We start from the raw sequence: 23,861 nt of genomic DNA, 5'->3' as shown, positions 1-23,861 counted from the left end.
GCCCTCTTTTCGCGGGGGCCGCGACTCCTCCTTTCTGCTTCGGCATTCCCTGATACGGAAGTTCAAGATGTACCTGCAGATCAAGCAACTGACCAAGACCTTTGGCGACTACAAGGCGCTGAACGAGATCTCGCTGTCGATCGCCAACGATGAATTCGTCTGCCTGCTGGGGCCCAGCGGCTGCGGCAAAACCACGCTGCTGCGGATTATCGCCGGGCTGATGCCGTTCGATAGCGGCGAACTGCGATTGGGTGACAGGGACCTGACCCGCATCCGGGCCAGCGAACGGGGTTTCGGCATCGTGTTTCAGTCCTACTCCCTGTTTCCCAATATGACGGTGGCGGAAAACATCGGTTACGGCCTGCGTATCCGCAAGGTCGATCAGACGACGATCACTGCGAAGGTTAATGAACTGATGGATTTGATCCGCCTGCCGGATCTGAGAGATAGATATCCACATCAGCTGTCGGGTGGCCAACAGCAGCGCGTGGCGATCGCCCGGGCACTGGCGGTAGATCCTTCACTGCTGTTGCTGGATGAACCCCTGTCGGCACTGGATGCCAGCGTGCGCATGGAGATGCGCAGTGAGATCCGCGAAGTTCAGAAGCGCCTGGGCATACCAACGATCATGGTGACCCACGATCAGGAAGAGGCGCTGAGCATGGCAGACAAGATCGTCTGCATGAATCATGGCGTGATTGAGCAGGTAGGCTCGCCGGAGGAGCTTTATGCCCGGCCGGGCACCCGCTTTGTGGCCAGTTTTATCGGCCAGACCAATCTGCTGGACCGGCACTGGATTCGCGAGCATCTGCCTGCGCTGATCAAGGGGCTGCCGGATACGCCTCAGCTATACGAGCTTTCCCTGCGTCCCGAGGATCTGCTGCTGCAGAGAGATACTCAGGGAGAAGCCCAGGTGGAATCGATTACTTACCTGGGCAACATCTGCCGCCTGGCTTTGGAGTGGGGCGGTAAAAAACTGATCGCGGAAGAACATGGCTTCCGTGGACGCTGGCAGCAGGGTGACCGGGCATCGGTCAGCGTTAAAGGGGAGGCGGGCGCATGGGTTCGCGTGTGATTGCCAGGAAACCCCACAATCCGGGGCGCCCGATCGCCTGGGATCAGCGCCTGCTGTTGAGCGTTTCGCTGATTGTGCCGTTGGCGGGGCTGCTGCTGTTTTTTGTCTATCCACTGTTTCTTGTGGCCCGGCGCAGTTTTGAAACCGCCGATGGCAGTTACGGCTTGGGCAACTATATCCAGGTGCTGTCCCAGTCGGACATGCTGAGCGTGGTTTCCAACAGCGTACTGATGAGCGGCGCTACTACTCTGCTTTGCCTGGTACTTGGCTTTGCCATCGCTTACGCGCTGCAGCGCACCACCATCCGTGGCCGCTGGTTGATCAAGGGCGCCCTGATACTGCCGCTGCTGGCGCCGTCGCTGGTGCAGGCGCTGGGGCTGATCTTTCTGCTGGGTCGCAACGGCGTGGCCAACAAGTTTCTTGGCCTCGACATACAGATCTACGGTTTCTGGGGCCTGCTGCTCTCCAACAGTCTTTATGCCCTGCCGCAGGCGGTGATGATCATCGAGGCGTCGCTGCGCAACTCGGATGCCCGTTACTACGATGCCGCCGAAATCATGGGTGCGTCCGGCTGGCGGCGGTTTCTCGATATCACTCTGCCCAACGCCAAGTTTGGCCTGATCAGTGCGGCCTTCGTGGTGTTTACCGTCACTATTACCGACTTTGGCAACGCTGCCGTGATCGGTGGGGACTTCCGTGTACTGGCCACCGAGATCTACGCCCAGGTGGTGGGGCAGATGAACTTCAACGTGGGCGCCGTGGTGGGGATGATCCTGCTGCTGCCCACGCTGGTGTCGGTGTATATTGAGCGGGTCTCGTCGCAGAAGCAGTTCGGTGGCGGGTCCGAAAGCTCGATTCCGGTAACGCCTGGTTTTGTGCCGTCGCGGGATTATCCGCTGGGCGCTCTGGTGTATCTGGCCAGTGCGGTGTCGATCTCTATTGTCGCCATCGTGGTGTATGTCAGCTTCGTGAAGCTCTGGCCCTACCGCCTGGACTTCACCCTGGCCAACTACAACATCACCATGGCCGGCGGATATGCGCCGCTGCAGACCACGCTCTGGGTCTCGCTGACGGCTGCGGTGGTGGGCGTGGTGTTGCTGTTCGGGCTGGCGCTGGCGCAACGCAGCCTGCCGAGAAACCTGGCCAAGTTGATTTACCTGCTGGCGGTATTGCCGGTGGGTGTACCCGGGCTGGTGTTGGGACTTTCCTACGTGTTCTCGTTCAACGTGGCGGACTCTGTGATCGGATTGCTCTACGGCTCAGCGCTGCTGATCGCCTTCTGTAACTTCTATCACTATCACTCCCAGGGTTTCCTCACCATGGTGACCGGTTTGCGTGCGGTGCCGGCGGCGCTGGAGGAGACGATCACCAGCATGGGCGGCAGTGCGTTCCGCGGTATCCGCGATGCGGTGGTGCCCTACATGCTGCCGACGCTGGTGGCGGTGTTCTTCTTCCTATTCATGCGCTCGATGGTGACTCTGTCGGCGGTAATCTTCCTGATTTCGCCGGAGCTCAGCGTGGCCGCTGTATCGGTGATGCGGCTGGAGCAGGCCGGGTTTATCACCCAGGCGGCTGCCTTTTCCACCTGCATCATATTGACGGTGCTGGTCTCCATGGGGGCGATGAAACTGGTGATGGGGCTGCTGGCCAGGCGCACGCCAAAAGCAGCCTGAGAGGATAAAAAAGAGGCCAGGTTGGGCCTCTTTTTTTGGGCGTCAGATTCGATCAACGGGTATCGATACCGTCATGAAATTATCGAGTCAGGCGGACGGCATAAAATAAAGGGGGGGGGAACCTGATATCCTGGATTTTTATATTTTTCTAACAAGGTATCAGGTTTATATGATTTGTAAGCTTTGTGCTTACATTACTTTTTTAAGAATAGCACTGTCGGTATGAGGGAAGTCCTTACCATAGATACTCAACTTGGTATTCTGTGAATAGGTTAACGTATCCGCTCCGATATTCATCGTCATGGAGAACGCCTGAGTCGTGGCGTTATCGTTCATGTAGGATGACTCTGCAATACCGCTCTGTGGCGCGGTAAGTGTCATTTTATCGCCCGCTTGACCCTCGGCGACAACACAGGTGGCCCTCGGAATACAGAAAGAGTTATAAACCATCTGTTTGTCTTTATCGTAAATCAGGTAGCCGCGCTGGTCGTGAAACTTGACGTCGTCTTTTTTACGAAAAACTTCCTGTTTGTAATAAACCGCAATCAGATTCTGATCGCTGGCGTTGGTCGCGTCGGCGGCTACTTCAAAAGTTCGCACCTCGTAGAAGGGCTCTACCGCCGGTGCACCTTTCCCCACCGTCGAGTCCGCCTTGCCGGGCGCTACATCAACGCCGGTATCCTGAGTTTTCCAAGTGCCGATCAGCGGCGCGAGGGGGCCAAGATCGACCTCTGCGGCCGAGGCGCTCTGAACCATCGGCAGTGCCAGCGAAAGGGAAGTCGCGATCAATGTGAGTACGCGGGTAGTTTTTTTCATCGGTCATCCAACTTGATTTGATAAAGAAACTATTTGTACGAGATTGCACGAAAAATGAGCTACGAACAGTCTCCTGGCGAGACGCGAAGGCGATGGTAGAAGTGGGAGATCTGACTGGAAATAGGCGCTCTGTCCTAATTCCTTTAAAACAGGAACTTATTGGCGGTTTATGGGACATATAACCCAGCCTTTTATTCGTGCATAACGCTGAATCTGACCTTAGGGATAAGGTGTCAAAAATGTTGAATGAGAATAAGTTTATTTTCTGTGTTAGAATTTTCTTTGTTGTAATTATCGTAGCCAGTGTTTCCGATATCGTCTTCGATATCCGCCAGGGAGCGCATCCACTGCATGTGTTCCAGGAACTGTTAATGGGAATATTCGCACTTTTATTCCTGTTAACGCTTTTTATGAATACGCGATTACAGACCAAGTGTAATGCCGAGCTAAAAAAGGAATTGGTAAAGGTGAAGGCCGAATCTGCCAAGGCCTCACAGCAACTGGTCGCCGCCAGGCGCACCTTTGGTGAAGCAGTCGTTAAGCAGTTCTCCGATTGGTCGTTCACCGACAGCGAAACCGAAGTCGCCCTCTTTACGTTGAAAGGCCTGACCGCAAAAGAGATCGCCAACCTGAGAAACGCATCGGAAAAAACCGTGCGTAACCAGCTGACCAGTATCTATAAGAAGTCAGGGACTGCAGGGAAACTCGGATTTATTGCGTGGTTTATGGAAGGGTTGATGTAGCTGGATGTGGTAGGAACGGTGAATCTGTTTGGATAGGAAGTTGGTTGCCAGAAACGAAAAAAGCCTGTCAAAGACAGGCTTTTAACTTTAGCAATTTGGTGGAGGTGGCGGGTTTCGAACCCGCGTCCGCCAATCCTCTGCCTCGAGATCTACATGCTTAGGCTGCTCTATTGAGTTAACCCGTCACGACCCGAGAGCCAGGGTGTTGTGGGCGAGCCCTTTTAGTTTTAACCGTTCAGCTTAGGGCGAAGCATCCAGGCGATTCTGTCTCGAATGACACCGCGAACCTCTGAGTTACAGACACCTTAGAGTGCGGCGCTAGCAGACTTAAGCTGCTAGAGCGTAGTTATCGTCGTTTGCAACTATAACTAGTGTGATGAGGGATTTACGAGAATCATCACGTTCTCGGCATGCACCCAAGGGTTCGTAATCGGCGTCGAAGCCAAGTCACCCCCGGATAAGAGCGCGAAGTTTACGCGATCAGTAGACAACATGAAAGGGCAATAAGTTCTTACGCCTTATGCACTGCCATGGCACGTTGCTTTTCGCGGTTCGCATCTTTCTCTTTTTCTGACGCGCGCTTGTCGTGAAGTTTCTTACCTTTCACGAGAGCGATTTCGCATTTCACGCGGCCGTTCTTCCAGTATAGCGCCAGTGCCACGCAGGTGTGACCCTTGGCCTCTACGGCAACCACGAGACGGTCGATCTCTTTGGCGTGCAGCAGCAGCTTGCGGTCACGGCGTGGGTCGGCCACGACGTGAGTCGATGCGGTGATAAGCGGTGTGAAGTGCGCGCCGACGAGCCAGGCTTCGTTATCCTTGAAGATAACGTAGGAGTCGACCAGCTGTGCACGACCCTCGCGCAGGCTCTTGACCTCCCATCCCGTCAGGGACACGCCGGCCTCGAACTTCTGCTCGATGATGTATTCGTGCTTCGCACGTTTGTTGAGGCAGATGGTGTTTCCGCCTGGAGCCTTTTTCTTTTTCGCCATGGGGCGCGATTATACGGGCGGGCCCGGTACAAGGAAAGCGGGAAGAAATTTGCCCGCTTGGTCAGGAAATGTGGCGCATTTTGATCTCTGAGGTTGCTACCGCTGACTGAAACATGAACAATTGCGCGCCTGAAGTAAAACCAGAGTGAGAGTAATGCAAAACAAGCAGTCTATTCACGGGGCCTGGGCTAACCGCTGGATCTTTATCCTGGCGGCTACAGGGTCCGCTGTCGGTCTGGGGAATATCTGGAAGTTCCCTTATATCGCCGGTGAGAACGGAGGCGGAGCCTTCGTACTGGTTTACCTGGTCTGCATCTTATTGGTCGGTGTGCCGATCATGATGGCAGAGGTGTTGGTGGGGCGTCGCGGTCGGCAAAGTCCGATCAACTCCATGCGTGAGACCGCCTATGAGGCTGGGCACCACGGTCGTTGGGCCGGTGTGGGTTGGCTCGGTGCATTGGCCGGCTTTTTGATCTTTTCCTTCTATTCTGTGGTTGCGGGCTGGGTGCTGTATTACATCGCAGGCATGGGCAGCGGCAAGTTTATAGGCCTCGGCAGTGAACAGGCGGGGCAGGTGTTCGGCGCCCTGCTGGAGGACCCGAAAACCCTGCTGATCTGGCACACGGTGTTCGTGGGGCTGGTGATGATCGTTATCGCCGGGGGCGTGAATAAGGGCCTGGAACGGGCCACCCGCGTGCTGATGCCGCTGCTTTTCGTGCTGCTTTTCGTGCTGCTGGGATATTCCATTAATAGTGGCTACTTCTCCCAGGGCTGGGATTTCCTGTTCCACTTCAAGCCGGAAGCGCTGACCTGGGAGGCGGTGCTGGTGGCGATGGGTCATGCTTTCTTTACCCTGTCGCTGGGTATGGGCTCGATCATGGCCTACGGTTCCTACATGGGTAAGAAGGATTCCATCGGCGGCACGGTGCTGATGATCGCGGGTCTCGATACGCTTGTAGCCTTGGTGGCGGGCCTTGCGATCTTCCCGATCGTGTTTGGTAACCAGCTGGATCCGGGCGCAGGCCCTGGCCTGATGTTTATCACGCTGCCGGTGGCGTTCAGCCAGATGGCGGGCGGTCAGGTGTTTGGCTTCCTGTTCTTCCTGATGGTCGGCTTTGCCGCCTGGACCTCGGCGATCTCTCTGATGGAGCCGGGTGCCGCCTGGTTGGTGGAGAGCTTGGGTGTCAGCCGTCCTGTTGCCGCCGTTATTCTTGGCGCGCTCGTCTGGTTGCTGGGTCTGTTGGCGCTGGGGTCGTTTAACGTCACCTCCGATCTGTTAGTGTTTGGAATGACGGCCTTCGACTTCCTTGATTTCATCACCGCCAATATCATGTTGCCTCTGGGCGGAATGCTGGTGGCACTGTTTGTGGGCTGGTATCTGACCCGTGAGATGACCGAGGATGAGCTGGCATTGCGTTCTTCTGGCGTTTATATGCTCTGGCGCTTCGTACTGCGCTACATATCGCCGGTGGCGGTTGCGGTAGTATTTGCGCTGAACCTCTATCAGAAGTTCGCTGGCTAAGCAGGTAATAGGAGCAGCTATGGCTCAGGTAAACCGCAGTGCACTGGTGTTGCACACTGCGGACGAGATGTTTGAACTGGTCAACGATGTGCGTCGTTATCCGGAGTTTCTGCCCTGGTGTTCATCCACCGAGGTGGTGCATGAATCCGAGGATACGCTGGAGGCGACGCTTTACCTGGCCAAGGGCGGCTTGAAATACAGCTTTACCACCCGCAACTCTCTGCAGCGCCCTGAGCGCATGGAGATCAAGCTGGTTGAGGGGCCGTTCAAGTCCCTCACCGGCATCTGGACCTTCACGCCGCTCAGCGATGAGGCCAGCAAGGTGGAGCTGAATATGCACTTCGAGTTTTCCGGCAAGCTGACCGGGATCGCGATGGGCAAGGTGTTCAATTCGGTCGCAACGACGTTGGTGGATGCCTTCGTTACGCGTGCCGATCAGGTTTACGGTTGAGGGAAGCGGGATGATTACGGTTGAAGTGGCTTATGCGTTGCCGCATGAGCAGAAGATCGTGGCGGTGCAGGTGGAAGAGGGCGCGACAGCTTATGATGCGGTGATCAAGTCACGCATCGCCGAGCAGTTTACACAGATCGATCCGGAAAATGATCCAATGGGAGTGTTTGGTAAGGCAATTCGTGATCCGCGCTCGCAGGTACTGAACGCAGGTGATCGCATTGAGATCTATCGCCCGCTGATCGCCGATCCTAAAGAAGCCCGGGCCAAGCGTGCTGCGAAGCTGAAAGCGCAGAAAGATAAGGAAGATTGAATCCCAGGCCGGTGGCGAATTACCGGCCTGGATTAACGACTTACTGGTCGCCAGCGCCGGGGCGGAAGTCGCCGGCAAGGCCGCTCAGTTTGCCATCGGTGAAGGTCAGCGATACGCGTTCCTGAACGCGGTCACCACCACCGGGCTTGAAGCTGTAAAGGTAGTCCCAACGGTCTGGGCTGAAAGTGTCGGTGACCAGCGGCGTACCCATGACGTAGCGTACCTGGCTCTGGGTCATACCGGGGCGAAGCTGATCGATCATTTCCTGAGTAACCACGTTACCCTGAGGGATATCGATCTTGTAAACGCCGGGGAATTCAGAACAGGCGCTGACCAGGGTGGCCAGTGCTACACTCATCAAAACCTTTCGCATCTGTAAATGACTTCCGTTTTCGCCCATAAAAAAAGATAATGAAGTCTAACATTGCATTTTGTGAACCGCATAGCGATTAGAGATAAGAATATGGCCCTCGAAAATCAGGAGCTGCGTAAAGCTGGACTTAAAGTCACACTGCCGCGGGTGAAGATCTACCAGATCCTGGAACGTGCAGGCGAAGGACAGCATTTCTCAGCTGAAGACATCTACAAGATGTTGATGGAAACCGGTGAAGACGTTGGCCTGGCCACTGTCTACCGCGTGTTGACTCAGTTTGAAGCGGCCGGCCTGGTATCGCGTCACCACTTTGAGGGTGGTCACTCGGTATTCGAACTTGCACGGGATGAGCATCACGACCATGTGGTTTGCGTAAAATGCGGCCGCGTCCGCGAGTTCGTCGATCCCGAATTGACCGAGCGCTTCAATACCATCGCTGATGACCTCGGCTTCTCAGTGACCGATCGTACGCTTTACCTGTACGGCGTCTGCAAGGATGGTTGCGAAGAGGGTTGATTGCTTCGCATAGCGATAAAAAAACCGATCCGTCGCGATCGGTTTTTTATTGCCTGTGGTTTGCTGTCGCGACCTGTTCTAGGCGGACTTCAGCATCTCTTTGGCGTGCTTGCGCGAGGTGTTGGTGATATCGATACCGCCCAGCATGCGTGCCACCTCCTCCACCCGACGATCCCGTGACAGCATATCGATGCGGGTGCGAGTCAGGTCGCCTTGTGAATCCTTACTGACAAACAGGTGCTGATGCCCTTGGGAAGCTACCTGGGGTTGGTGGGTGACGCAGAGGATCTGCGCACGTGCGCCCAGCTCCCGAAGCATACGGCCCACTACTTCGGCGATGGCGCCGCCAATACCCACGTCCACCTCATCGAAGATCAGTGTCGGTGTGCTGGAGGTCTGGGCGGTCACGACCTGAATCGCCAGGCTGATACGGGACAGCTCGCCACCGGAGGCGACCTTGGCCAGTGAGCGTGCCGGCTGCCCCTTGTTGGCGCTGATCAGAAACTCCACCTCTTCCAGGCCGCTGGCGTTGTAACGACCTGGGTCCAGCGGTGTCAGGCAGGCGACGAAGCTGGCCATCGCCATGCCGAGGCCGTGCAGCTGCTTATCCACTGCATGACTGAGCTCTTCGGCGGCTTTCTGGCGCGCCAGGCTGAGCTGCCCTGCAGCCGAAAGATATTCCTGCTGTGCTTCTTTTACCGCCTGCTCCAGCGCTTCCAGTTCGTCGTCGCTGCGATGCAGGCTGCCCAGCTCTTCGCGCTGTTTTTCGTGGAATTCTGGAATATCTTCCGGGTTGATGCGGTGTTTGCGGGCGATGTCGTAGATGCTGCTGAGGCGGTCTTCGACCTCCTGCTGGCGCTCCGGGTTGATCTCGACCGCATCCATATAGCCGCGGATCTCGCGGCTCGCTTCATCGACCTGGATCTGGGCGCTGGCGAGCATCTCGGCCGCCTGCTGCAGTGCCGGCGCCTGTGAGCCTAGGCTGTCCAGAAGGTGCTGGCAGTGGTTCAGCAGGCTCAGGCAGTTTTCGCTGTCGCCATCGCTGTCTGAGGTCAGGTTGATCAGCTGCTGGCCGGTGGTGAGAATCTCACCGGCGTTGGCGAGAACGCGCTGCTCCTCTTCGAGCTCGCTCAGTTCGCCGATCTCCAGGCCCAGCTGGTCCAGCTCTTCGACCTGATAGGAGAGCAGCTGTACGCGGGCAGTCTGCTCTTCGCTTTGTTCGGTAAGCTGGGTCAGCTCGGTATCAAGGCGACGCCAGCGGTGGAAGGTGCGGCGCACCTGTTCGGCGAGGTCCGTCTGTGCGGCAAACTCATCCAGCAGGGTACGATGATGTTCTTTCTTCAGCAGACGCTGGTGTTCGTGCTGGCCGTGGATGTCTACCAGCAGTTCGCCCAGCTCGCGCACCTGGGTCAGCGGCGTGGGGCGGCCATTGATAAAGCTGCGTGAGCGCCCTTCAGTAGTCACTACCCGGCGCAGCTGGCATTCGCCATCCGCTTCCAGGTCATGTTCGCTTAGCCAGGCGCGCGCTTCGGCCAGGCCGCTGACATCGAAGCAGGCGCTGATCTCGGCGCGTTCGCTCCCCTCGCGGACACAGTCGCTTTGCGCGCGGTCACCCAGGGCCAGGCCCAGGGCATCCAGCATGATGGATTTACCGGCCCCGGTTTCACCGCTGACGACGGTCATGCCGTGCTTAAGTTCAAGGTCCAGTTGGTCGACGATGGCGTAATTGCGAATGCTCAGTAGGGTAAGCATGACGGCCTGCTCATGAGTAAAAAGTCATGGTTATTTATACAGTGTTTTATGTATAAGCCATTTGTTCCCGGCCTGCAATCCTGCTGTACAAAATTCCCTCAAAAAATACCCTTGAATCATTTGCGGATAGCCCCATATAGGAGGCCAGTACCCGTTACAACACATCTGTGGAGAGACAACGCGATGTCAGACGAACAGCAGAAGCAGACTGAAACCCCCGAACAGGTTCAGCCGGAACAGATTCTGGAGCCGGCGGCGGACGACGTCGAAATCCAGGGCGATGAGGCTGTAGACGCTGAAACACTGAAACAGCAGCTGGCCCAGGCCGAAGCCGAAATCGCCGACCTGCAGAAACAGCTTGCCGAACTTCAGCCGCGTGCTCAGGCCGAGATTCAGAACATGCGTCGTCGTGCCGAGCAGGATGTGGAAAAAGCCCGCAAGTTCGCACTGGAGAAGTTTGCCGGTGAACTGCTGCCGGTGATGGATTCTCTGGAGCGCGCCATCGAAGCCTGCCAGGCCGAGGATGAAGCGACCAAGAGCCTGAAGGAAGGCGTCGAGATGACTCACAAGCTGTTCCTCGACGGCATGGGCAAATTCAACGTGGAAACCGTTGATCCGACCGGTGAAGCATTCAATCCGGAGCACCACCAGGCGATGTCCCTGGTCGATGCGCCTGACGCCGAGCCGAACACGGTGGTTGCGGTTATGCAGAAAGGCTACCTGCTGAACGGCCGTTTGATCCGTCCGGCCATGGTCATGGTAGCTAAAGGCTGAAACTGGCGAAAAAGCCATACAGTCTGGCTTGAAATAGAAAATGCCAGACCCATATAGAGTTTCATCGAATCACGACAAGTTATCCCCGCCGCGGCGGGTGAAGCAAAGAATATAGTGGAGTCAAACATGGGCAAGATCATCGGTATCGACCTCGGAACCACCAACTCCTGTGTGGCTATCCTTGAAGGTGAAAAGACCAAAGTCATCGAAAACGCTGAAGGCGATCGCACTACGCCGTCCATCATCGCTTACACCGGTGATGGCGAAACTCTGGTCGGTCAGCCGGCCAAGCGTCAGGCGGTTACCAACCCGGACAACACCCTGTTCGCCATCAAGCGTCTGATCGGCCGTCGTTTCAAAGACGACGTGGTCCAGAAAGATATCAAGATGGTGCCTTACAAGATCGTCGAAGCCGACAACGGCGACGCTTGGGTCCAGGTTAAAGATCAGAAAATGGCGCCGCCGCAGATCTCTGCTGAAGTGCTGAAAAAGATGAAGAAAACCGCTGAAGACTACCTCGGTGAAGCGGTTACCGAAGCGGTTATCACCGTTCCGGCTTACTTCAACGACTCTCAGCGTCAGGCGACCAAAGACGCCGGTAAGATCGCGGGTCTGGAAGTAAAACGTATCATCAACGAGCCGACCGCAGCTGCGCTGGCTTACGGCATGGACAAGTCCAAGGGTGACAAGACCATCGCCGTATACGACCTGGGTGGTGGTACCTTCGATATCTCCATCATCGAAATCGCTGACGTCGACGGTGAGCACCAGTTCGAAGTACTGGCCACCAACGGTGACACCTTCCTCGGTGGTGAAGACTTCGACCTCAAGCTGATCAACTATCTGGCTGATGAGTTCAAGAAAGAGAGCGGCATCGACCTGCACAACGATCCGCTGGCGCTGCAGCGTCTGAAAGAAGCGGCTGAGAAAGCCAAGGTTGAACTGTCTTCTGCACAGTCTACCGACGTGAACCTGCCGTACATCACCGCTGACGCTACCGGTCCTAAGCACCTGAACGTCAAGGTCAGCCGTGCCAAGCTGGAATCCCTGGTGGAAGAGCTGGTTCAGCGCTCCCTGGAGCCTTGCCGCACTGCACTGAAAGACGCTGGTCTGTCCGGTTCTGAGATCGACGAAGTGATCCTGGTCGGTGGTCAGACCCGTATGCCGATGGTTCAGAAGGCGGTTTCCGACTTCTTCGGCAAAGAGCCGCGTAAAGATGTTAACCCGGATGAAGCCGTTGCGATTGGTGCTTCCATCCAGGGTGCGGTACTGTCTGGTGATGTAAAAGACGTACTGCTGCTGGACGTAACCCCGCTGACCCTGGGTATCGAAACCATGGGTGGCGTGGCGACTCCGCTGATCGAGAAGAACACCACCATCCCGACCAAGAAGTCGCAGGTGTTCTCTACTGCTGAAGACAACCAGACCGCGGTCACCATCCACGTGGTTCAGGGTGAGCGTAAGCAGGCGGCACAGAACAAGTCCCTGGGTCGTTTCGACCTGGCCGACATCCCGCCGGCGCAGCGCGGTATTCCGCAGATCGAAGTTACCTTCGACATCGATGCCAACGGTATCCTCAACGTGTCTGCTAAAGACAAGGCGACCGGCAAGCATCAGTCCATCGTGATCAAGGCCTCTTCCGGTCTGTCTGATGACGAAATCGATCAGATGGTCAACGATGCCGAAGCGCACGCTGAAGAAGACAAGAAGTTCGAAGAGCTGACCGCAGCACGTAACCAGGGCGACGCCATGGTTCACACTGCCAACAAGACTCTGAAGGACGCTGGCGACAAAGCGACCGCTGAAGAGAAAGAAGCGATCGAAGGTGCGGTTTCCGCACTGGAAGAAGTGCTGAAAGGCTCTGACAAAGAAGCGATCGAAAGCAAGACAGAAGCGCTGACCGAAGCGCTGTCCTCCCTGGCGCAGAAAATGTACGCCGAAGCTGAGCAGCAGGGTGCTGGTGCAGAAGCGGGCGAACAGGCTGCGAAGGACTCTGCCGACGACGTGGTCGACGCTGAGTTCGAAGAGGTTAAGGACGACAAGAAGTAAGCGTTCGCTACCTCTTATGACCGGTTCGTGCTCTGACGCCCTGCGGGGTTGATGGGGCGCGATCGGGTCCGAGAACAGCAAAGAGTGGCAGCGCGGGTCCTGGTGACCCGCGCTGTCGTGTCCGGCTCCCGCGGAGTCATCTGACCAGACCAGATTCGGATCATGTCGAAACAGGACTATTACGAGCTACTGGACGTTCCACGCGATGCGTCCGACCGGGATATCAAGAAGGCCTACCGCCGTTTGGCGATGAAGTATCATCCGGACCGCAATCCGGACGATAAAGCGGCCGAGGACAAATTCAAAGAGATCAGCGAAGCCTACGAGGTTCTCTCTGACGCCCAGAAACGTGCAGCCTACGACCAGTTCGGACACGCAGGTGTCGACGGTCAGGGCGGCGGCTTCGGCGGCGGTGGCTTTGGTGGTGGCGGTGACTTCTCCGACATCTTCGGAGATGTGTTCGGCGACATCTTTGGTGGCGGAGGCGGCGGTGGCCGTCGTCGTTCCAGCGTACAGCGTGGCGCCGACCTGCGTTACAACCTGGACCTTAACCTCGAAGAGGCGGTCCGTGGTTGTGAGAAAACCCTGAAAGTACCGACCCTGGTGGGTTGTGAAGTCTGCGACGGCACCGGCGCCAAGCCCGGTACCAGCGCCAAAACCTGCGGTACCTGTGGCGGTATCGGTCAGGTGCGCATGCAGCAGGGCTTCTTCTCCGTACAGCAGACCTGCCCGACCTGTCGTGGCGAAGGCAAGGTGATTTCCGATCCCTGCAACAGCTGCCATGGCCAGGGTCGTGTCGAAGAAACCAAAACCCTGCAGGTCAAGATTCCGGCCGGCGTCGATACCGGCGACCGCATCCGTCTGACCGGCGAGGGCGAAGCGGGTACCCATGGCGGTCCTGCGGGCGACCTGTATGTGCAGGTCAATGTGTTGCAGCATCCGATCTTTGAGCGTGATGGCAAACATCTATACTGCGAAGTGCCGATCAGCTTTGTTGATGCGGCGCTTGGGGGCGAACTTGATGTGCCGACACTGGATGGCCGCGTTAAACTGAAGATTCCGGCCGAAACCCAGACCGGCAAGCTGTTCCGCCTGCGTGGCAAGGGGATCGCCCCGGTACGCGGTGGCAGCACCGGTGACCTGATGGTCAAGGTAACGGTGGAAACGCCGGTGAGCCTGAGCAGCCGTCAGAAGGAGCTTCTCAAGGAGTTCCAGGACGAGATGGACGAAGGCAAGAGCAAGCACAGCCCGAAAAAACACGGTTTCTTCGATTCAGTGAAGAAGTTCTTTGAGGATATGACCTGACACGATGGCCAGTTTACGTCGTGAGGGGGTAAGCATGTACGAAATGCCGCTCTCCGTTGATGAGTTATGGGGCAAGATACGCGAAGAAGCGCGTGGCCTCGTGGAATATGAACCGCTGCTGGCGAGCTTTTACCACGCCACTATTATCGGCCATTCGGACCTGCGGGGGGCGTTGTCCTTCCTGCTGTCCAGTAAGCTGGCGGATGAGGTGGTGTCGGCCATGGCGCTGCGTGAGATCATCGAGCAGGCCTACGAGGCTGACGAGGGTCTGATCGAAGCGGCCTGTGCCGACATCCAGGCGGTGTGTACCCGTGACCCGGCGGTGGAAGCCTATTCCACCGTACTGCTCTACCTCAAAGGGTTTCAGGCGATTCAGGCCCATCGTGTGGCGCACTGGATGTGGCAGCAGGACCGGCGTTCGCTGGCCCTGTACATCCAGAGCCGCGTCAGCACCATCTTCCAGGTGGATATCCACCCGGCGGCCACCATCGGTTTTGGTGTGATGTTCGACCACGCCACCGGCATCGTGGTGGGCGAAACCTGCGTGATCGAGAACGACGTCTCTATCCTGCAGTCGGTGACCCTTGGCGGTACCGGCAAGGAGAGCGGCGATCGTCATCCGAAGATCCGCAAGGGTGTGATGATTGGCGCCGGATCGAAGATCCTCGGCAATATCGAAGTGGGTGAGTGCGCCCGTGTCGGTGCCGGCAGTGTGGTGCTCAATGCAGTGCCTGCGCACACCACCGTGGTCGGTGTACCGGCTACCGTGGTGGGTTGTGCCGGTTGCGATACGCCGTCACTCTCCATGGACCAGACGATTAAAAATTCGGAGCCGGATTGCGATGGCGATACCAGCTCCGATAAAGCCCCCTGTAACAGGAAACAGGCATGACAAGAATTGCAGTGATCGGCGCCGCCGGTCGTATGGGCAAGACCCTGATCGAGGCGATCACCCTGACCGAGGGTGCCGAGCTGACCGCCGCTATCGTCGAGCCGGGCAGCAGCCTGAACGGCGCTGACGCGGGTGAGCTGGCCGGTGTTGGCAGGCTGAACGTACAGATCGCCGCTGACCTGGATGTGGTGAAACAGGATTTCGATCTGCTAATCGATTTCACCATGCCCAGCGTAACTATGGAAAACCTGGCGTTCTGCCGCGCTAACGGCAAGAAGATGGTGATCGGTACCACCGGTCTGGACGATGAGCAGAAAGCTCTGCTCCAGGAAGCGGCGAAAGAGATCCCCATCGTGTTCGCACCGAACATGAGCGTCGGCGTGAACCTCTGCTTCAAGCTGCTGGAAGTGGCCGCCAAGGCCCTGGGTGAAGACAGTGGTTACGATATCGAAGTGATCGAAGCGCACCATCGTCACAAGATCGATTCCCCGTCCGGCACCGCGCTGCGCATGGGTGAAGTGGTCGCCGATGCACTGGGCCGTGATCTGAAAGAGTGTGCCGTTTACGGCCGCGAAGGTCAGGTCGGTCCGCGTAGCGCCCGTGAAATCGGTTTCGAGACTATTCGTGCCGGTGACGTGGTGGGCGATCACACCGTGCTGTTCGCCACAGAAGGCGAGCGCATCGAAATTACCCACAAGGCATCCAGCCGGATGACCTTTGCCAAGGGTGCCGTACGTGCGGCCCGTTGGCTCGATTCGCGTCCTGAGGGTCTTTACGACATGCAGGATGTGCTTGGCCTGCGCTGATGCACGGCTTTTACCGTTGTATGTTGTTCCCTATTTGAGCCCGCATTTGCGGGCTTTTTATTGCGTGCGTCGGCAGATGTTTTTCCCCTCTGATATTTCTGAGGCCTGTCTTTTCTAACCTGAACATGCATATCGACTGGATGTTTATGGTGCAGGGCTGTTTCAGCCTGGTGCAGGACAAGTTGGGTCGTCAGCTGTTCTTGCTACTCTTCTTACTATCTTTAGTCGGTGTACCACCGATTTTATTTTCATTTAAAACAACATCTTAAGTATTTTTATTTGATCTGTGTTAATAAGTGGTATACCACTTGCTTTGCCGTGTTGACAGTTTGAGAGACGGTAAAGTTATGAAGAATGTACTTCTGAAAGGGGGCCGCATTGTCGACCCAGCTAATGGTCTGGACAGGGGTGGCGATCTGCTGGTCGTCGATGGACGCATCAACCAGGTAGGGGACGTTGATACCTCTGTTCTGTCGGACGGTTTCGATGTGATTGATTGTACCGGTCGCTTGGTGCTGCCTGGCCTGATCGATACACATGGGCATGTATATGAGCATGTGTCAGGACGTTTCGGACTCAATCCTGACCTGTGCGGGGTTCGTTCCGGAGTGACCACGCTGGTGGATCAGGGTGGCCCGAGCTGTATGACCCTGCCGGGGTTTATCAAGTACATCATAGAGCCTTCGAAAACCCGGGTGATCCCGTTTATTTCCGCCTATCTGGTCGGCGGTCTTGAAGGACATTTCTATCCCGAACTTTACCGCCCCGAATGTGCGGATGTGGACGCTACCCTGACCGCGATCGAAGGCAACCGTGATCTGATCAAAGGGATCAAGGCGCACGCGGAGCTTGGCGGCTTTACTCGTTGGGGCGTCAGCGTGATGGAAAAAGCCGCCGAGATTGGCCGGCGCTCAAATCTGCCGGTCTATATCCACTTCGGTCAGCTCTGGCCTTTGCCCGAAGAGGGCGGCTGCGATGTGGACCCGGACACGATCCTCAGTGAAGTGGTCAAGCTGCTCAAGCCTGGCGATATTCTCGCGCATCCCTTCAGCCGTCATCCGGGCGGTTTCGTGACCACCGACGGCAAGTTGCACCCGCTGGTCAAAGAAGCGATTGCCAAGGGGCTCAAGATCGATGTGGGCCACGGTTCTCACTTCAGTTTTGCTACCGCACGTATAGTGCTGGATGAGGGCGTCCTTCCCGAGACTCTGGGTTCGGATATGCATGGCTATAACACGGCCGTTCCCGTGGCGCCGGGAATGCCCAGCGAGCATCCGGACGAGGGGCATATCTTCAAGGGCGCGGTGAAATTCAGCCTGACATCCGCCATGACCAGCATGCTGGCTCTAGGCGTGCCTTTCGATCATGTCGTGCGCATGGTTACTACCAATGCCGCGGAGATGCTGGGCATGGCCGGAGAGTTGGGCACGCTGACGCCGGGCGCAGAGGCGGATGTGTCGGTACTGGCCGATGAGCGCGGTCACTGGGAACTGAGGGACAACGAAGGTACCCGCGTACCGGCTGAGCGACTGCTGTCGCCCCTGTTCTGTCTGCGCGGCGGCGTGCTGTTCGAGGCGGATGCCGAAATTCTCCCCGAAATAGCGGTTGCCTGAGCCGATGAACACTCCAGCCAGGCTCGTGCAGCTGACCCATATCACTGAACCATCCCTGCTTTGGGACAGCGTGTTGCCGGCAAGCCAGGCGGTGGGCTTGCCTACGAGGGTATTGCTCCATGCCGGGCCCCCGTTTATCGATGCCCGCCGGCCGAGCCTGCCGGTGCTCTCCTCTGCGCTTGCTTGTGCGCTTTATGAAGGCTGGGCCGAGAGCGAAGCGCAAGCGCTGCAGATGATCCGTTCCGGCGAGATACGCCTGGAGCCTTCTCTGGACTGGGGGGTTGCGATTCCACTGGCCGGGGTGGTCTCTCCGCGCACGGCTCTGGTGGGTGTTCTGGATCCTGAGCAGGGCAGGCGCTACTGGTCGCTGCTGCACAGTGGCCCCGGTGCCGAGATTCGCTTTGGCTCGAATAACCCTGAGCTGCAGGCGCGCATGGCATTTCGGGATACCGATATGGCGCCGCTGTTCCATGCCCAGGTGTCGGCGCAGCCAATCTCGCTGCTGCCTGTGGCAGCAGAGGCCATCAGCGAAGGCGACGATCTGCATTGCGAAACCAGCGCCGCAACACAGCGGTTGAGCCTGCTCTTTGCCAATGCCGAGGCCCCTGGTCGTGCCGAGGGATTTCTCGCCCAGACTCCGCTGTTTTTCCTGACCCTGTGGATGGCCTGTTCGCTGCACCTCAGTGCGAGGATCGCAGCCGAGGCTGATATACCCGATCTGATTCTGGCCGTGGCCGGTAATGGTGAATCGCTTGGCGTGCGGTGCGCTGGAGCCCCGCATCAGTGGATCAGCTGCGAGGGCAGGCCGCCGGCGGGAGAGCCGGGTGCAGTGGCGGATGAAACCGCGAATGCCCTGGGGGACAGCGGTGTGATCGACGCGCTCGGGCTGGGGGCGCAACTCTGGCCACAGAGCCGTGTTGCTCGGAATCTGGCAGCGGAGCTGCTTGGGCAGGTAACAGACATTGAACAGTTCGCCAGCGCCGTATTTGTGCTGGGAAAAAGCATTAAGAGTGGATTTCGCCTGCAGGCGATGATCGCTGCCAAGGCGAGCATGAGTGTGTCGCTGGCGCGTGTGGATGCCGCGGGCGAGCACGGCCTGCTGGGTAAGGGTTTATTGAATCTGCCGATGGAGCGGTTTGCGAAAGGGTGAATACCGGCGCCGCTTCTTAAGCCTGTCAACGCAGAGAGGGATAGATGAATACATCGATTGATAACGAAAACACCATTGAACCAGTACTGTTGAACGACTGGCATGTTGTGGCCACCAGCGAAGAGGTGGTCGAAGGTGAACTGATCCCAAGCACGCTGATGGAGCGTGATTTGGTGATCTGGCGTGATAGTTCCGGTCAGGTACATGTCTGGGAGGATCTCTGTATCCACCGTGGTGCGCGTCTCTCCAAAGGGTTTATCGCCAGCGATAAGGTGGTCTGCCCTTACCATGGCTGGAACTACGACGGCCGTGGCCAATGCACACTGATTCCGGCATCACCGAACGAAACACCGATGAAGAAAGCCAAAACCGTGGTGCATTATGCGCAGGAGAAGTATGGCTTTGTCTGGGCCTGTATCGGCACGCCGGAACAGGATATTCCCCACTTCCCGGAATGGGATGACGCGGAATATAAAACCGTGGTCTGTGGACCGTACACGTTTAAATCTGCTTATCGTGCACTAGAAAACTTTGTCGACCCCAGCCACTTCCCGTTTGTACATGCCGGTGTCAACGGGCTGATGGATAACCCGGATCCGATTCCGCCTTTCAAGGTGTGGGAAGAGGATGGCGTTCTTCACTCCTCAGAAGTGCAGGTTACTCAGCCTTATGGCGATCCGCGCGAAGTACCAGTAATTGCTTATTACGCTTATAAGATCATGCGCCCGAACGTGGCGTACTTCAAAAAACGCCTGGTGATATCTGATCCTGAGCGTGCCCATGAAGGCCGTGAGGCGGATCGCTTCTGCACCTATTTTACCGCCCAGCAGGTTAGCCCTGAGCAGAGCATCATCCGTATCTGCTGCGCCATGAATTTTGATCCTCAACCCAGCGATGCGGATGTCCGCCGCCGTCAGGACCTGGTCTACAAGCAGGATGCAGAGATTGTTGATACTCAGCGCCCCGAGCGAATCCCCGTGGATCTGAGGGCTGAACTGCATCACAGCACCGACCTCCTGGGTATGAAGTACCGCGCCTGGATGCGTGAGATGGGGATCAAGTATGGCACCGTCTGAGTCCGTCGGAACCGCTTTCCAGGTGCGATCCATGCGTCTGGGAGCCCGGGGTATTCATCTCTACGAACTCTGGCCCGAGGACGGATCTTCGCTGCCGCTCCCGGCGCCTGGCTCGCATATCGATCTGATACTGCCCAACGGTCTGATCCGTCAGTACTCGCTGGTTACGCCCAAGTGCACCGAGCACTGCTATGTCATCGGCGTAAAACATGAACCCGCCGGCAGAGGCGGGTCGCGCTGGCTACATCAGGAGCTGCGCCTTGGACAGAGTCTGTTGGTTGGAGCCTGTCGCAATGCCTTTGAACTTGCCGAAAGCGACTCTCCCTACGTTCTTTTTGCCGGCGGTATCGGCATTACGCCGATCTACTCCATGTACTGCTACCTCAAGGCGCAGGGGCGACAGGTGCACCTTCACTACTGGGGTGAGAGTGCACAAACCATGCTGTTTCACGATGAGCTTGCTGTTGATGCCGACGTGACTCTTTACCCCAAAACCGGCTATCCAAAAACCGGCCAGAGCGCACGACCCAGGCTAAAAGCGCTGGCGCAGTCACTAAGTAAAGATGCCCAAATTTACTGCTGTGGGCCGGGTGCGATGATCGAAGACCTGGTGGAGGTGGCGCGAGAGTGTGGCCTTTCGGATGTGCACTACGAGTACTTCGGCAAGATCGAGAGTGCGGCGCCGGAAGGCGCTCAGCAGGTGACACTGGCTAAAAGCGGCCGGGTTATCGATGTGGCGGAAGACGAATCGATTCTCGAGGCGCTGGTCCGCAACGACGTCGACGTCATGTACTCCTGCGAGCAGGGCATCTGCGGTGCCTGTGAAGTCCGTTTTCTCGAAGGAGACCCGGTCCACATGGATCGGGTGAAAGAGGCATCAGAACACACTAAGGACCGGACGATGATGATCTGCTGTTCAAGAGCAGGTGCGCAAAAGCTGGTCCTGGATATTTGAGGGGAAGCAAACAAAAAGACAACCGTTTTCGTTGTGTCACGGGTTCAAGAACTTTCAATTTAAAGGGTGAAAAAATGACTTCTATGCTGAGTGTTCTAAAGAAAACCACACCGATTGTTATGCTGGCTGGCGCCATCAGTTGCAGTACTCTTACGGCGGCCTCTACGGTCGATGAGATCAAGGCGAAAGGGACGATCACTGTTGCCACCGAGGATAACTACCGACCGTTCGAGTTTGTACAGGATGGTGTCTCTACCGGTTATGACAATGAACTGAAAGCGCTTGTCGAGAAAGAGTCCGGTATCAAACTGGAGCAGGAGATTATGCCCTGGGCCGGTATCCTGCCAGGCGTTCAGAGCGGCAAGTTCGACATGGCGCTGTCTGCCGTGATGGTGACAGACCAGCGCCGCAAGGTGTTCGATTTCACGACACCGACCGCTGCATCCCAGACCTACTTTGCGACCAAGGCCGACAGCGACATTAAATCCGGAAAAGACCTGATCGGTAAAACCGTGGGTGCGGAAACCGGCAGTGCTTTTCTGCTGGAGCTGAAAGCCTACGATAAGAAACTCAAGGATGAGCATGGCGAAGGTGTAGGCAAGATCGTTGAATATCATGGTTACCCGGAAGCGTACCAGGATCTGGCACTGGGCCGCCTGGATGCCGTCGTCAATACCGACATTACCCTGCGCAGCCTGATGGAAGAAAGGCCGGGAGTCTTCTCGCTGGGTGAGCCGGTGGGTGAGCCGGGTTACAAGGCCTGGGCGGTCAAGAAGGGTAACGAAGCGGTGTTGAAAGTGGTCAATGACGCGATGCTGAAAGTACGTGAGTCAGGGGAGATGTACCGTCTTCAGGAGAAGTGGCTCGGCGCTAAAAACGAAGATATGCCGCTAGATGTGAACTGAGATTAGAGAATGAATTTCTACGATTACCTCAGCTTTGTCTATGGTGCAGTCTCGACGATAGGTGTCTCATTTATCGCCATCATCGTAGGAATTCCTCTCGGTCTTGGCCTGGCGCTTCTGCGCTGGGCCAAGGTGCCGCTGCTGGGAAAATGTGCCTACGTCTATGTCAGCCTGGTGCGTTCCTGCCCTGCAGTGACGCTGATTATGCTGATCTATTTCGGACTGCCGCAGTTCGAGATCTCTCTAAGCCCGCTGGTAGCGGCGATGATTTCCTTCTCGATCACTGCGACTGCCTTCAACTGTGAAATCTGGCGCTCGGCGCTGCTCTCTTTTGACCGCTCCCAGTATGAAGCGGCGCAGGCGTTTGGCATGAACCGGTGGATTCGTTTCCGTTATGTTCTGCTGCCTCAGGTATGGCGCTCCAGTATTCCTGGTTTGATTAACGAAATGACATTGCTGGTGAAAAACAGCCCGGCGATTTCGGTGATCGGTCTGCTGGACATTACCCGTGCGGCGCAGCGTATCGGAGCGCGAACCTACGAGCCTATTCCACCTTTGCTGGTTGGGTTTGCCATCTACATCGTCATCGTGATGTTGCTGATCAAACTGCAAAAGCACCTTGAAGTGCGCATTCGATCTGCGCAGGAGCCGTTATGAACCTGAGTGATTTTCAGATCATCTACGATGAGCGTGATTCGGTGATCACCGGCATACAGACCACGCTCTCGCTAGTGCTGGTTTCGGGTCTTGCATCGGTGTTGTTCGGCCTGATACTGACGCCGCTCTTCTTCAGCAAGGTCGGCTGGGTGCGAGGTTCTATCGAGTGGCTCTGCAGTGCCATGCGCTGCTCGCCGTTTCTGCTCTTTGTCTACGTGATCTACTTCGGCCTGCCGAGTTATGGCATTAACTTCGATAAATATACTTCCGGCCTGGTGGCGATGATTGTCTATCACTCGGCCTACATGGCGATTATTTTTCGCAGTGCATGGGTCGATATTCCGGCGGAGATTCTAGAAGCAGGGACTGCCTACGGATTTCGCGGCGCCACGCTGATCCGGCGCATCATCGGACCCCTGTTGCTAATGCGTGCCATACCGATGGTGGGTAATCAGTGGATACAGATCGTTAAGGACAGCGCCTATCTGGGGATCATCTCTGTGTTCGATATCACTGCTGCCTTCAACTCGATCCAGTCGATCTACTTCAATCCCTTTGTCTGCTTTATCGTGGCGGGGCTGCTCTATTGGGTGTTCTGCCTGTTGATTGAATTAATTGTGAACCTTGTCGCGCGTTACGCCCGGGAGAGAATTGCATGAACGCATCAGTCCAGCATGAGAGTAAAACCCACCAGGCGGTGCTTCGGGTGCAGGGTATCAGCAAGAGCTTTGGTGATAACCATGTGCTCAAAGATATCTCCTTTGATATGCAAAAAGGGGAGGTTGTGTCGCTGCTGGGACCATCGGGTTGTGGCAAATCAACGCTGCTGCGTTGCATCAACTGGCTGGAGATTCCGGATGCCGGCCATATCCGGCTTAATTCGGAGCGGATGGGATATGCCGTCAATGGCACCAAAGTCGGCGACGCGCAGCTATCTAAAATGCGTTCCAAAATCGGCATGGTGTTTCAGCACTTTGCACTCTGGCCGCACATGACGGTGCTCGAGAATGTGATGGCGAGTCCGCTGCATGTGCAAAAGCGCAATCGCAAAGAGGTGGAGCAGGAGGCACGTGCTGTACTTAAACGGGTCGGTCTGGAGGATAAGATCAATATGCTGCCTTCGCGCCTATCCGGCGGTCAGAAGCAACGTGTCGGTATTGCCCGTGCATTGGCGATGAAGCCGGATATCCTACTGTTTGATGAACCTACCAGTGCGTTGGATCCGATGCTGGTCGGCGAGGTGCTGGAAGTCATGCGAGACCTCGCCGCTGAAGGCTCGACTATGGTGATCGTCACCCATGAGATGAAGTTTGCCCGTCAGGTCTCCAGTCGTATCATCTTTATGGACAGCGGACACATCATCGAAAACCGATCTCCAGAGGAGTTTTTCGACAACCCGCAAACGGACAAGGCGAAGACCTTCCTGCACAGTGTGCAGTATAAGTAGAGTTAAC

24 protein-coding genes and 1 other RNA gene are annotated in these 23,861 nt (G+C 56.6%); 20 read left to right on the top strand and 5 right to left on the bottom strand.

Features of this window, described 5'->3' with window-relative positions; genetic code table 11:
• The first annotated feature begins 67 nt into the window (after nt 1-67).
• Together C4S72_RS20010 and C4S72_RS20005 are read left to right on the top strand one after the other, a co-directional pair.
• On the top strand, nt 68-1,075 hold the full coding sequence (locus C4S72_RS20010) for an ABC transporter ATP-binding protein (RefSeq protein ID WP_104004957.1): 1,008 nt from the start codon (nt 68-70) through the stop codon (nt 1,073-1,075).
• The gene (locus C4S72_RS20005; RefSeq protein WP_104004956.1) at nt 1,060-2,748 is read left to right on the top strand and encodes an ABC transporter permease subunit; all 1,689 of its coding nucleotides are present in this window, start codon (nt 1,060-1,062) and stop codon (nt 2,746-2,748) included. The genes C4S72_RS20010 and C4S72_RS20005 overlap by 16 nt, the downstream gene beginning before the upstream one ends.
• A 189-nt stretch (nt 2,749-2,937) precedes the next feature.
• Here C4S72_RS20005 and C4S72_RS20000 read toward each other — a convergent pair whose 3' ends face one another.
• Nucleotides 2,938-3,564, bottom strand: a complete 627-nt coding sequence (locus tag C4S72_RS20000; RefSeq protein WP_104004955.1) for a heme-binding beta-barrel domain-containing protein — start codon at nt 3,562-3,564, stop codon at nt 2,938-2,940.
• Between the two features lie 239 nt (nt 3,565-3,803).
• On the opposite strand from C4S72_RS20000, the gene C4S72_RS19995 reads away from it, so the two are divergent.
• The gene (locus tag C4S72_RS19995) at nt 3,804-4,307 is read left to right on the top strand and encodes a helix-turn-helix transcriptional regulator (RefSeq protein WP_104004954.1); all 504 of its coding nucleotides are present in this window, start codon (nt 3,804-3,806) and stop codon (nt 4,305-4,307) included.
• A 96-nt stretch (nt 4,308-4,403) separates the two neighbouring features.
• Here C4S72_RS19995 and ssrA read toward each other — a convergent pair.
• Both ssrA and smpB read right to left on the bottom strand, forming a co-directional pair.
• Nucleotides 4,404-4,762, bottom strand: a transfer-messenger RNA (tmRNA) gene (gene ssrA, locus C4S72_RS19990).
• 56 nt (nt 4,763-4,818) lie between these two features.
• The gene (smpB, locus tag C4S72_RS19985) at nt 4,819-5,298 is read right to left on the bottom strand and encodes an SsrA-binding protein SmpB (RefSeq protein WP_104004953.1); all 480 of its coding nucleotides are present in this window, start codon (nt 5,296-5,298) and stop codon (nt 4,819-4,821) included.
• 154 nt (nt 5,299-5,452) lie between these two features.
• Between smpB and C4S72_RS19980 the strand changes: the two genes are divergently transcribed.
• Genes C4S72_RS19980 through C4S72_RS19970 form a run of 3 tightly spaced genes read left to right on the top strand, consistent with a single transcriptional unit; the run spans nt 5,453 to nt 7,584 of the window.
• Nucleotides 5,453-6,820, top strand: coding sequence for a sodium-dependent transporter (locus tag C4S72_RS19980; RefSeq protein ID WP_104004952.1), 1,368 nt, complete (start codon nt 5,453-5,455; stop codon nt 6,818-6,820).
• Between the two features lie 19 nt (nt 6,821-6,839).
• Nucleotides 6,840-7,271, top strand: a complete 432-nt coding sequence (locus C4S72_RS19975; RefSeq protein WP_104004951.1) for a type II toxin-antitoxin system RatA family toxin — start codon at nt 6,840-6,842, stop codon at nt 7,269-7,271.
• A gap of 10 nt (nt 7,272-7,281) precedes the next feature.
• The gene (locus C4S72_RS19970; RefSeq protein ID WP_104004950.1) at nt 7,282-7,584 is read left to right on the top strand and encodes an RnfH family protein; all 303 of its coding nucleotides are present in this window, start codon (nt 7,282-7,284) and stop codon (nt 7,582-7,584) included.
• Nucleotides 7,585-7,624: 40 nt separating this feature from the next.
• Here C4S72_RS19970 and C4S72_RS19965 read toward each other — a convergent pair whose 3' ends face one another.
• Nucleotides 7,625-7,942, bottom strand: coding sequence for an outer membrane protein assembly factor BamE (locus C4S72_RS19965; protein WP_235009208.1), 318 nt, complete (start codon nt 7,940-7,942; stop codon nt 7,625-7,627).
• 105 nt (nt 7,943-8,047) lie between these two features.
• Between C4S72_RS19965 and fur the strand changes: the two genes are divergently transcribed.
• Nucleotides 8,048-8,473, top strand: coding sequence for a ferric iron uptake transcriptional regulator (gene fur, locus C4S72_RS19960; RefSeq protein ID WP_104004948.1), 426 nt, complete (start codon nt 8,048-8,050; stop codon nt 8,471-8,473).
• Nucleotides 8,474-8,551: 78 nt separating this feature from the next.
• Here the strand turns inward: fur and recN are convergent, their stop codons facing one another.
• On the bottom strand, nt 8,552-10,225 hold the full coding sequence (gene recN, locus C4S72_RS19955) for a DNA repair protein RecN (RefSeq protein WP_104004947.1): 1,674 nt from the start codon (nt 10,223-10,225) through the stop codon (nt 8,552-8,554).
• Between the two features lie 183 nt (nt 10,226-10,408).
• Between recN and grpE the strand changes: the two genes are divergently transcribed.
• The 13 genes from grpE to C4S72_RS19890 all read left to right on the top strand — a co-directional run bounded on the left by grpE (nt 10,409) and on the right by C4S72_RS19890 (nt 23,854).
• Nucleotides 10,409-10,999, top strand: coding sequence for a nucleotide exchange factor GrpE (gene grpE, locus C4S72_RS19950; protein WP_104004946.1), 591 nt, complete (start codon nt 10,409-10,411; stop codon nt 10,997-10,999).
• Nucleotides 11,000-11,125: 126 nt separating this feature from the next.
• Nucleotides 11,126-13,048, top strand: coding sequence for a molecular chaperone DnaK (gene dnaK, locus C4S72_RS19945; protein ID WP_104004945.1), 1,923 nt, complete (start codon nt 11,126-11,128; stop codon nt 13,046-13,048).
• 162 nt (nt 13,049-13,210) lie between these two features.
• Complete coding sequence (dnaJ, locus tag C4S72_RS19940; RefSeq protein WP_104004944.1) at nt 13,211-14,353, top strand: molecular chaperone DnaJ; 1,143 nt, start codon at nt 13,211-13,213, stop codon at nt 14,351-14,353.
• Nucleotides 14,354-14,387: 34 nt separating this feature from the next.
• Nucleotides 14,388-15,245 carry a serine O-acetyltransferase gene (cysE, locus tag C4S72_RS19935; RefSeq protein WP_104004943.1) on the top strand — a complete coding sequence of 286 codons (858 nt, stop codon included), beginning with the start codon at nt 14,388-14,390 and terminating at the stop codon, nt 15,243-15,245.
• On the top strand, nt 15,242-16,051 hold the full coding sequence (gene dapB / locus C4S72_RS19930) for a 4-hydroxy-tetrahydrodipicolinate reductase (protein WP_104004942.1): 810 nt from the start codon (nt 15,242-15,244) through the stop codon (nt 16,049-16,051). Before cysE ends, dapB begins: the two co-directional genes overlap by 4 nt.
• 347 nt (nt 16,052-16,398) lie before the next feature.
• On the top strand, nt 16,399-17,664 hold the full coding sequence (locus tag C4S72_RS19925; RefSeq protein WP_104004941.1) for an amidohydrolase/deacetylase family metallohydrolase: 1,266 nt from the start codon (nt 16,399-16,401) through the stop codon (nt 17,662-17,664).
• A 4-nt stretch (nt 17,665-17,668) separates the two neighbouring features.
• Entirely contained in the window at nt 17,669-18,814 is a 1,146-nt protein-coding gene (locus tag C4S72_RS19920) for an oxamate carbamoyltransferase subunit AllG family protein (RefSeq protein ID WP_104004940.1), read from the top strand.
• Nucleotides 18,815-18,858: 44 nt separating this feature from the next.
• Nucleotides 18,859-19,890, top strand: coding sequence for an aromatic ring-hydroxylating oxygenase subunit alpha (locus tag C4S72_RS19915; RefSeq protein ID WP_104004939.1), 1,032 nt, complete (start codon nt 18,859-18,861; stop codon nt 19,888-19,890).
• A 31-nt stretch (nt 19,891-19,921) separates the two neighbouring features.
• Entirely contained in the window at nt 19,922-20,845 is a 924-nt protein-coding gene (locus tag C4S72_RS19910; protein ID WP_160115554.1) for a PDR/VanB family oxidoreductase, read from the top strand.
• A 74-nt stretch (nt 20,846-20,919) separates the two neighbouring features.
• On the top strand, nt 20,920-21,750 hold the full coding sequence (locus C4S72_RS19905) for a transporter substrate-binding domain-containing protein (RefSeq protein ID WP_104004937.1): 831 nt from the start codon (nt 20,920-20,922) through the stop codon (nt 21,748-21,750).
• Between the two features lie 9 nt (nt 21,751-21,759).
• Entirely contained in the window at nt 21,760-22,407 is a 648-nt protein-coding gene (locus C4S72_RS19900; protein WP_104004936.1) for an amino acid ABC transporter permease, read from the top strand.
• Complete coding sequence (locus C4S72_RS19895) at nt 22,404-23,066, top strand: amino acid ABC transporter permease (protein ID WP_104004935.1); 663 nt, start codon at nt 22,404-22,406, stop codon at nt 23,064-23,066. Before C4S72_RS19900 ends, C4S72_RS19895 begins: the two co-directional genes overlap by 4 nt.
• The gene (locus tag C4S72_RS19890) at nt 23,063-23,854 is read left to right on the top strand and encodes an amino acid ABC transporter ATP-binding protein (protein WP_104004934.1); all 792 of its coding nucleotides are present in this window, start codon (nt 23,063-23,065) and stop codon (nt 23,852-23,854) included. Before C4S72_RS19895 ends, C4S72_RS19890 begins: the two co-directional genes overlap by 4 nt.
• The last annotated feature ends 7 nt before the right edge of the window (nt 23,855-23,861 follow it).

It is taken from the genome of Marinobacterium lutimaris (genome assembly GCF_900108065.1).
Lineage (GTDB): Bacteria > Pseudomonadota > Gammaproteobacteria > Pseudomonadales > Balneatricaceae > Marinobacterium_D > Marinobacterium_D lutimaris.
Note: the sequence above shows the minus strand (reverse complement) of the source record. Positions and strands in the feature narration are given on the sequence as shown.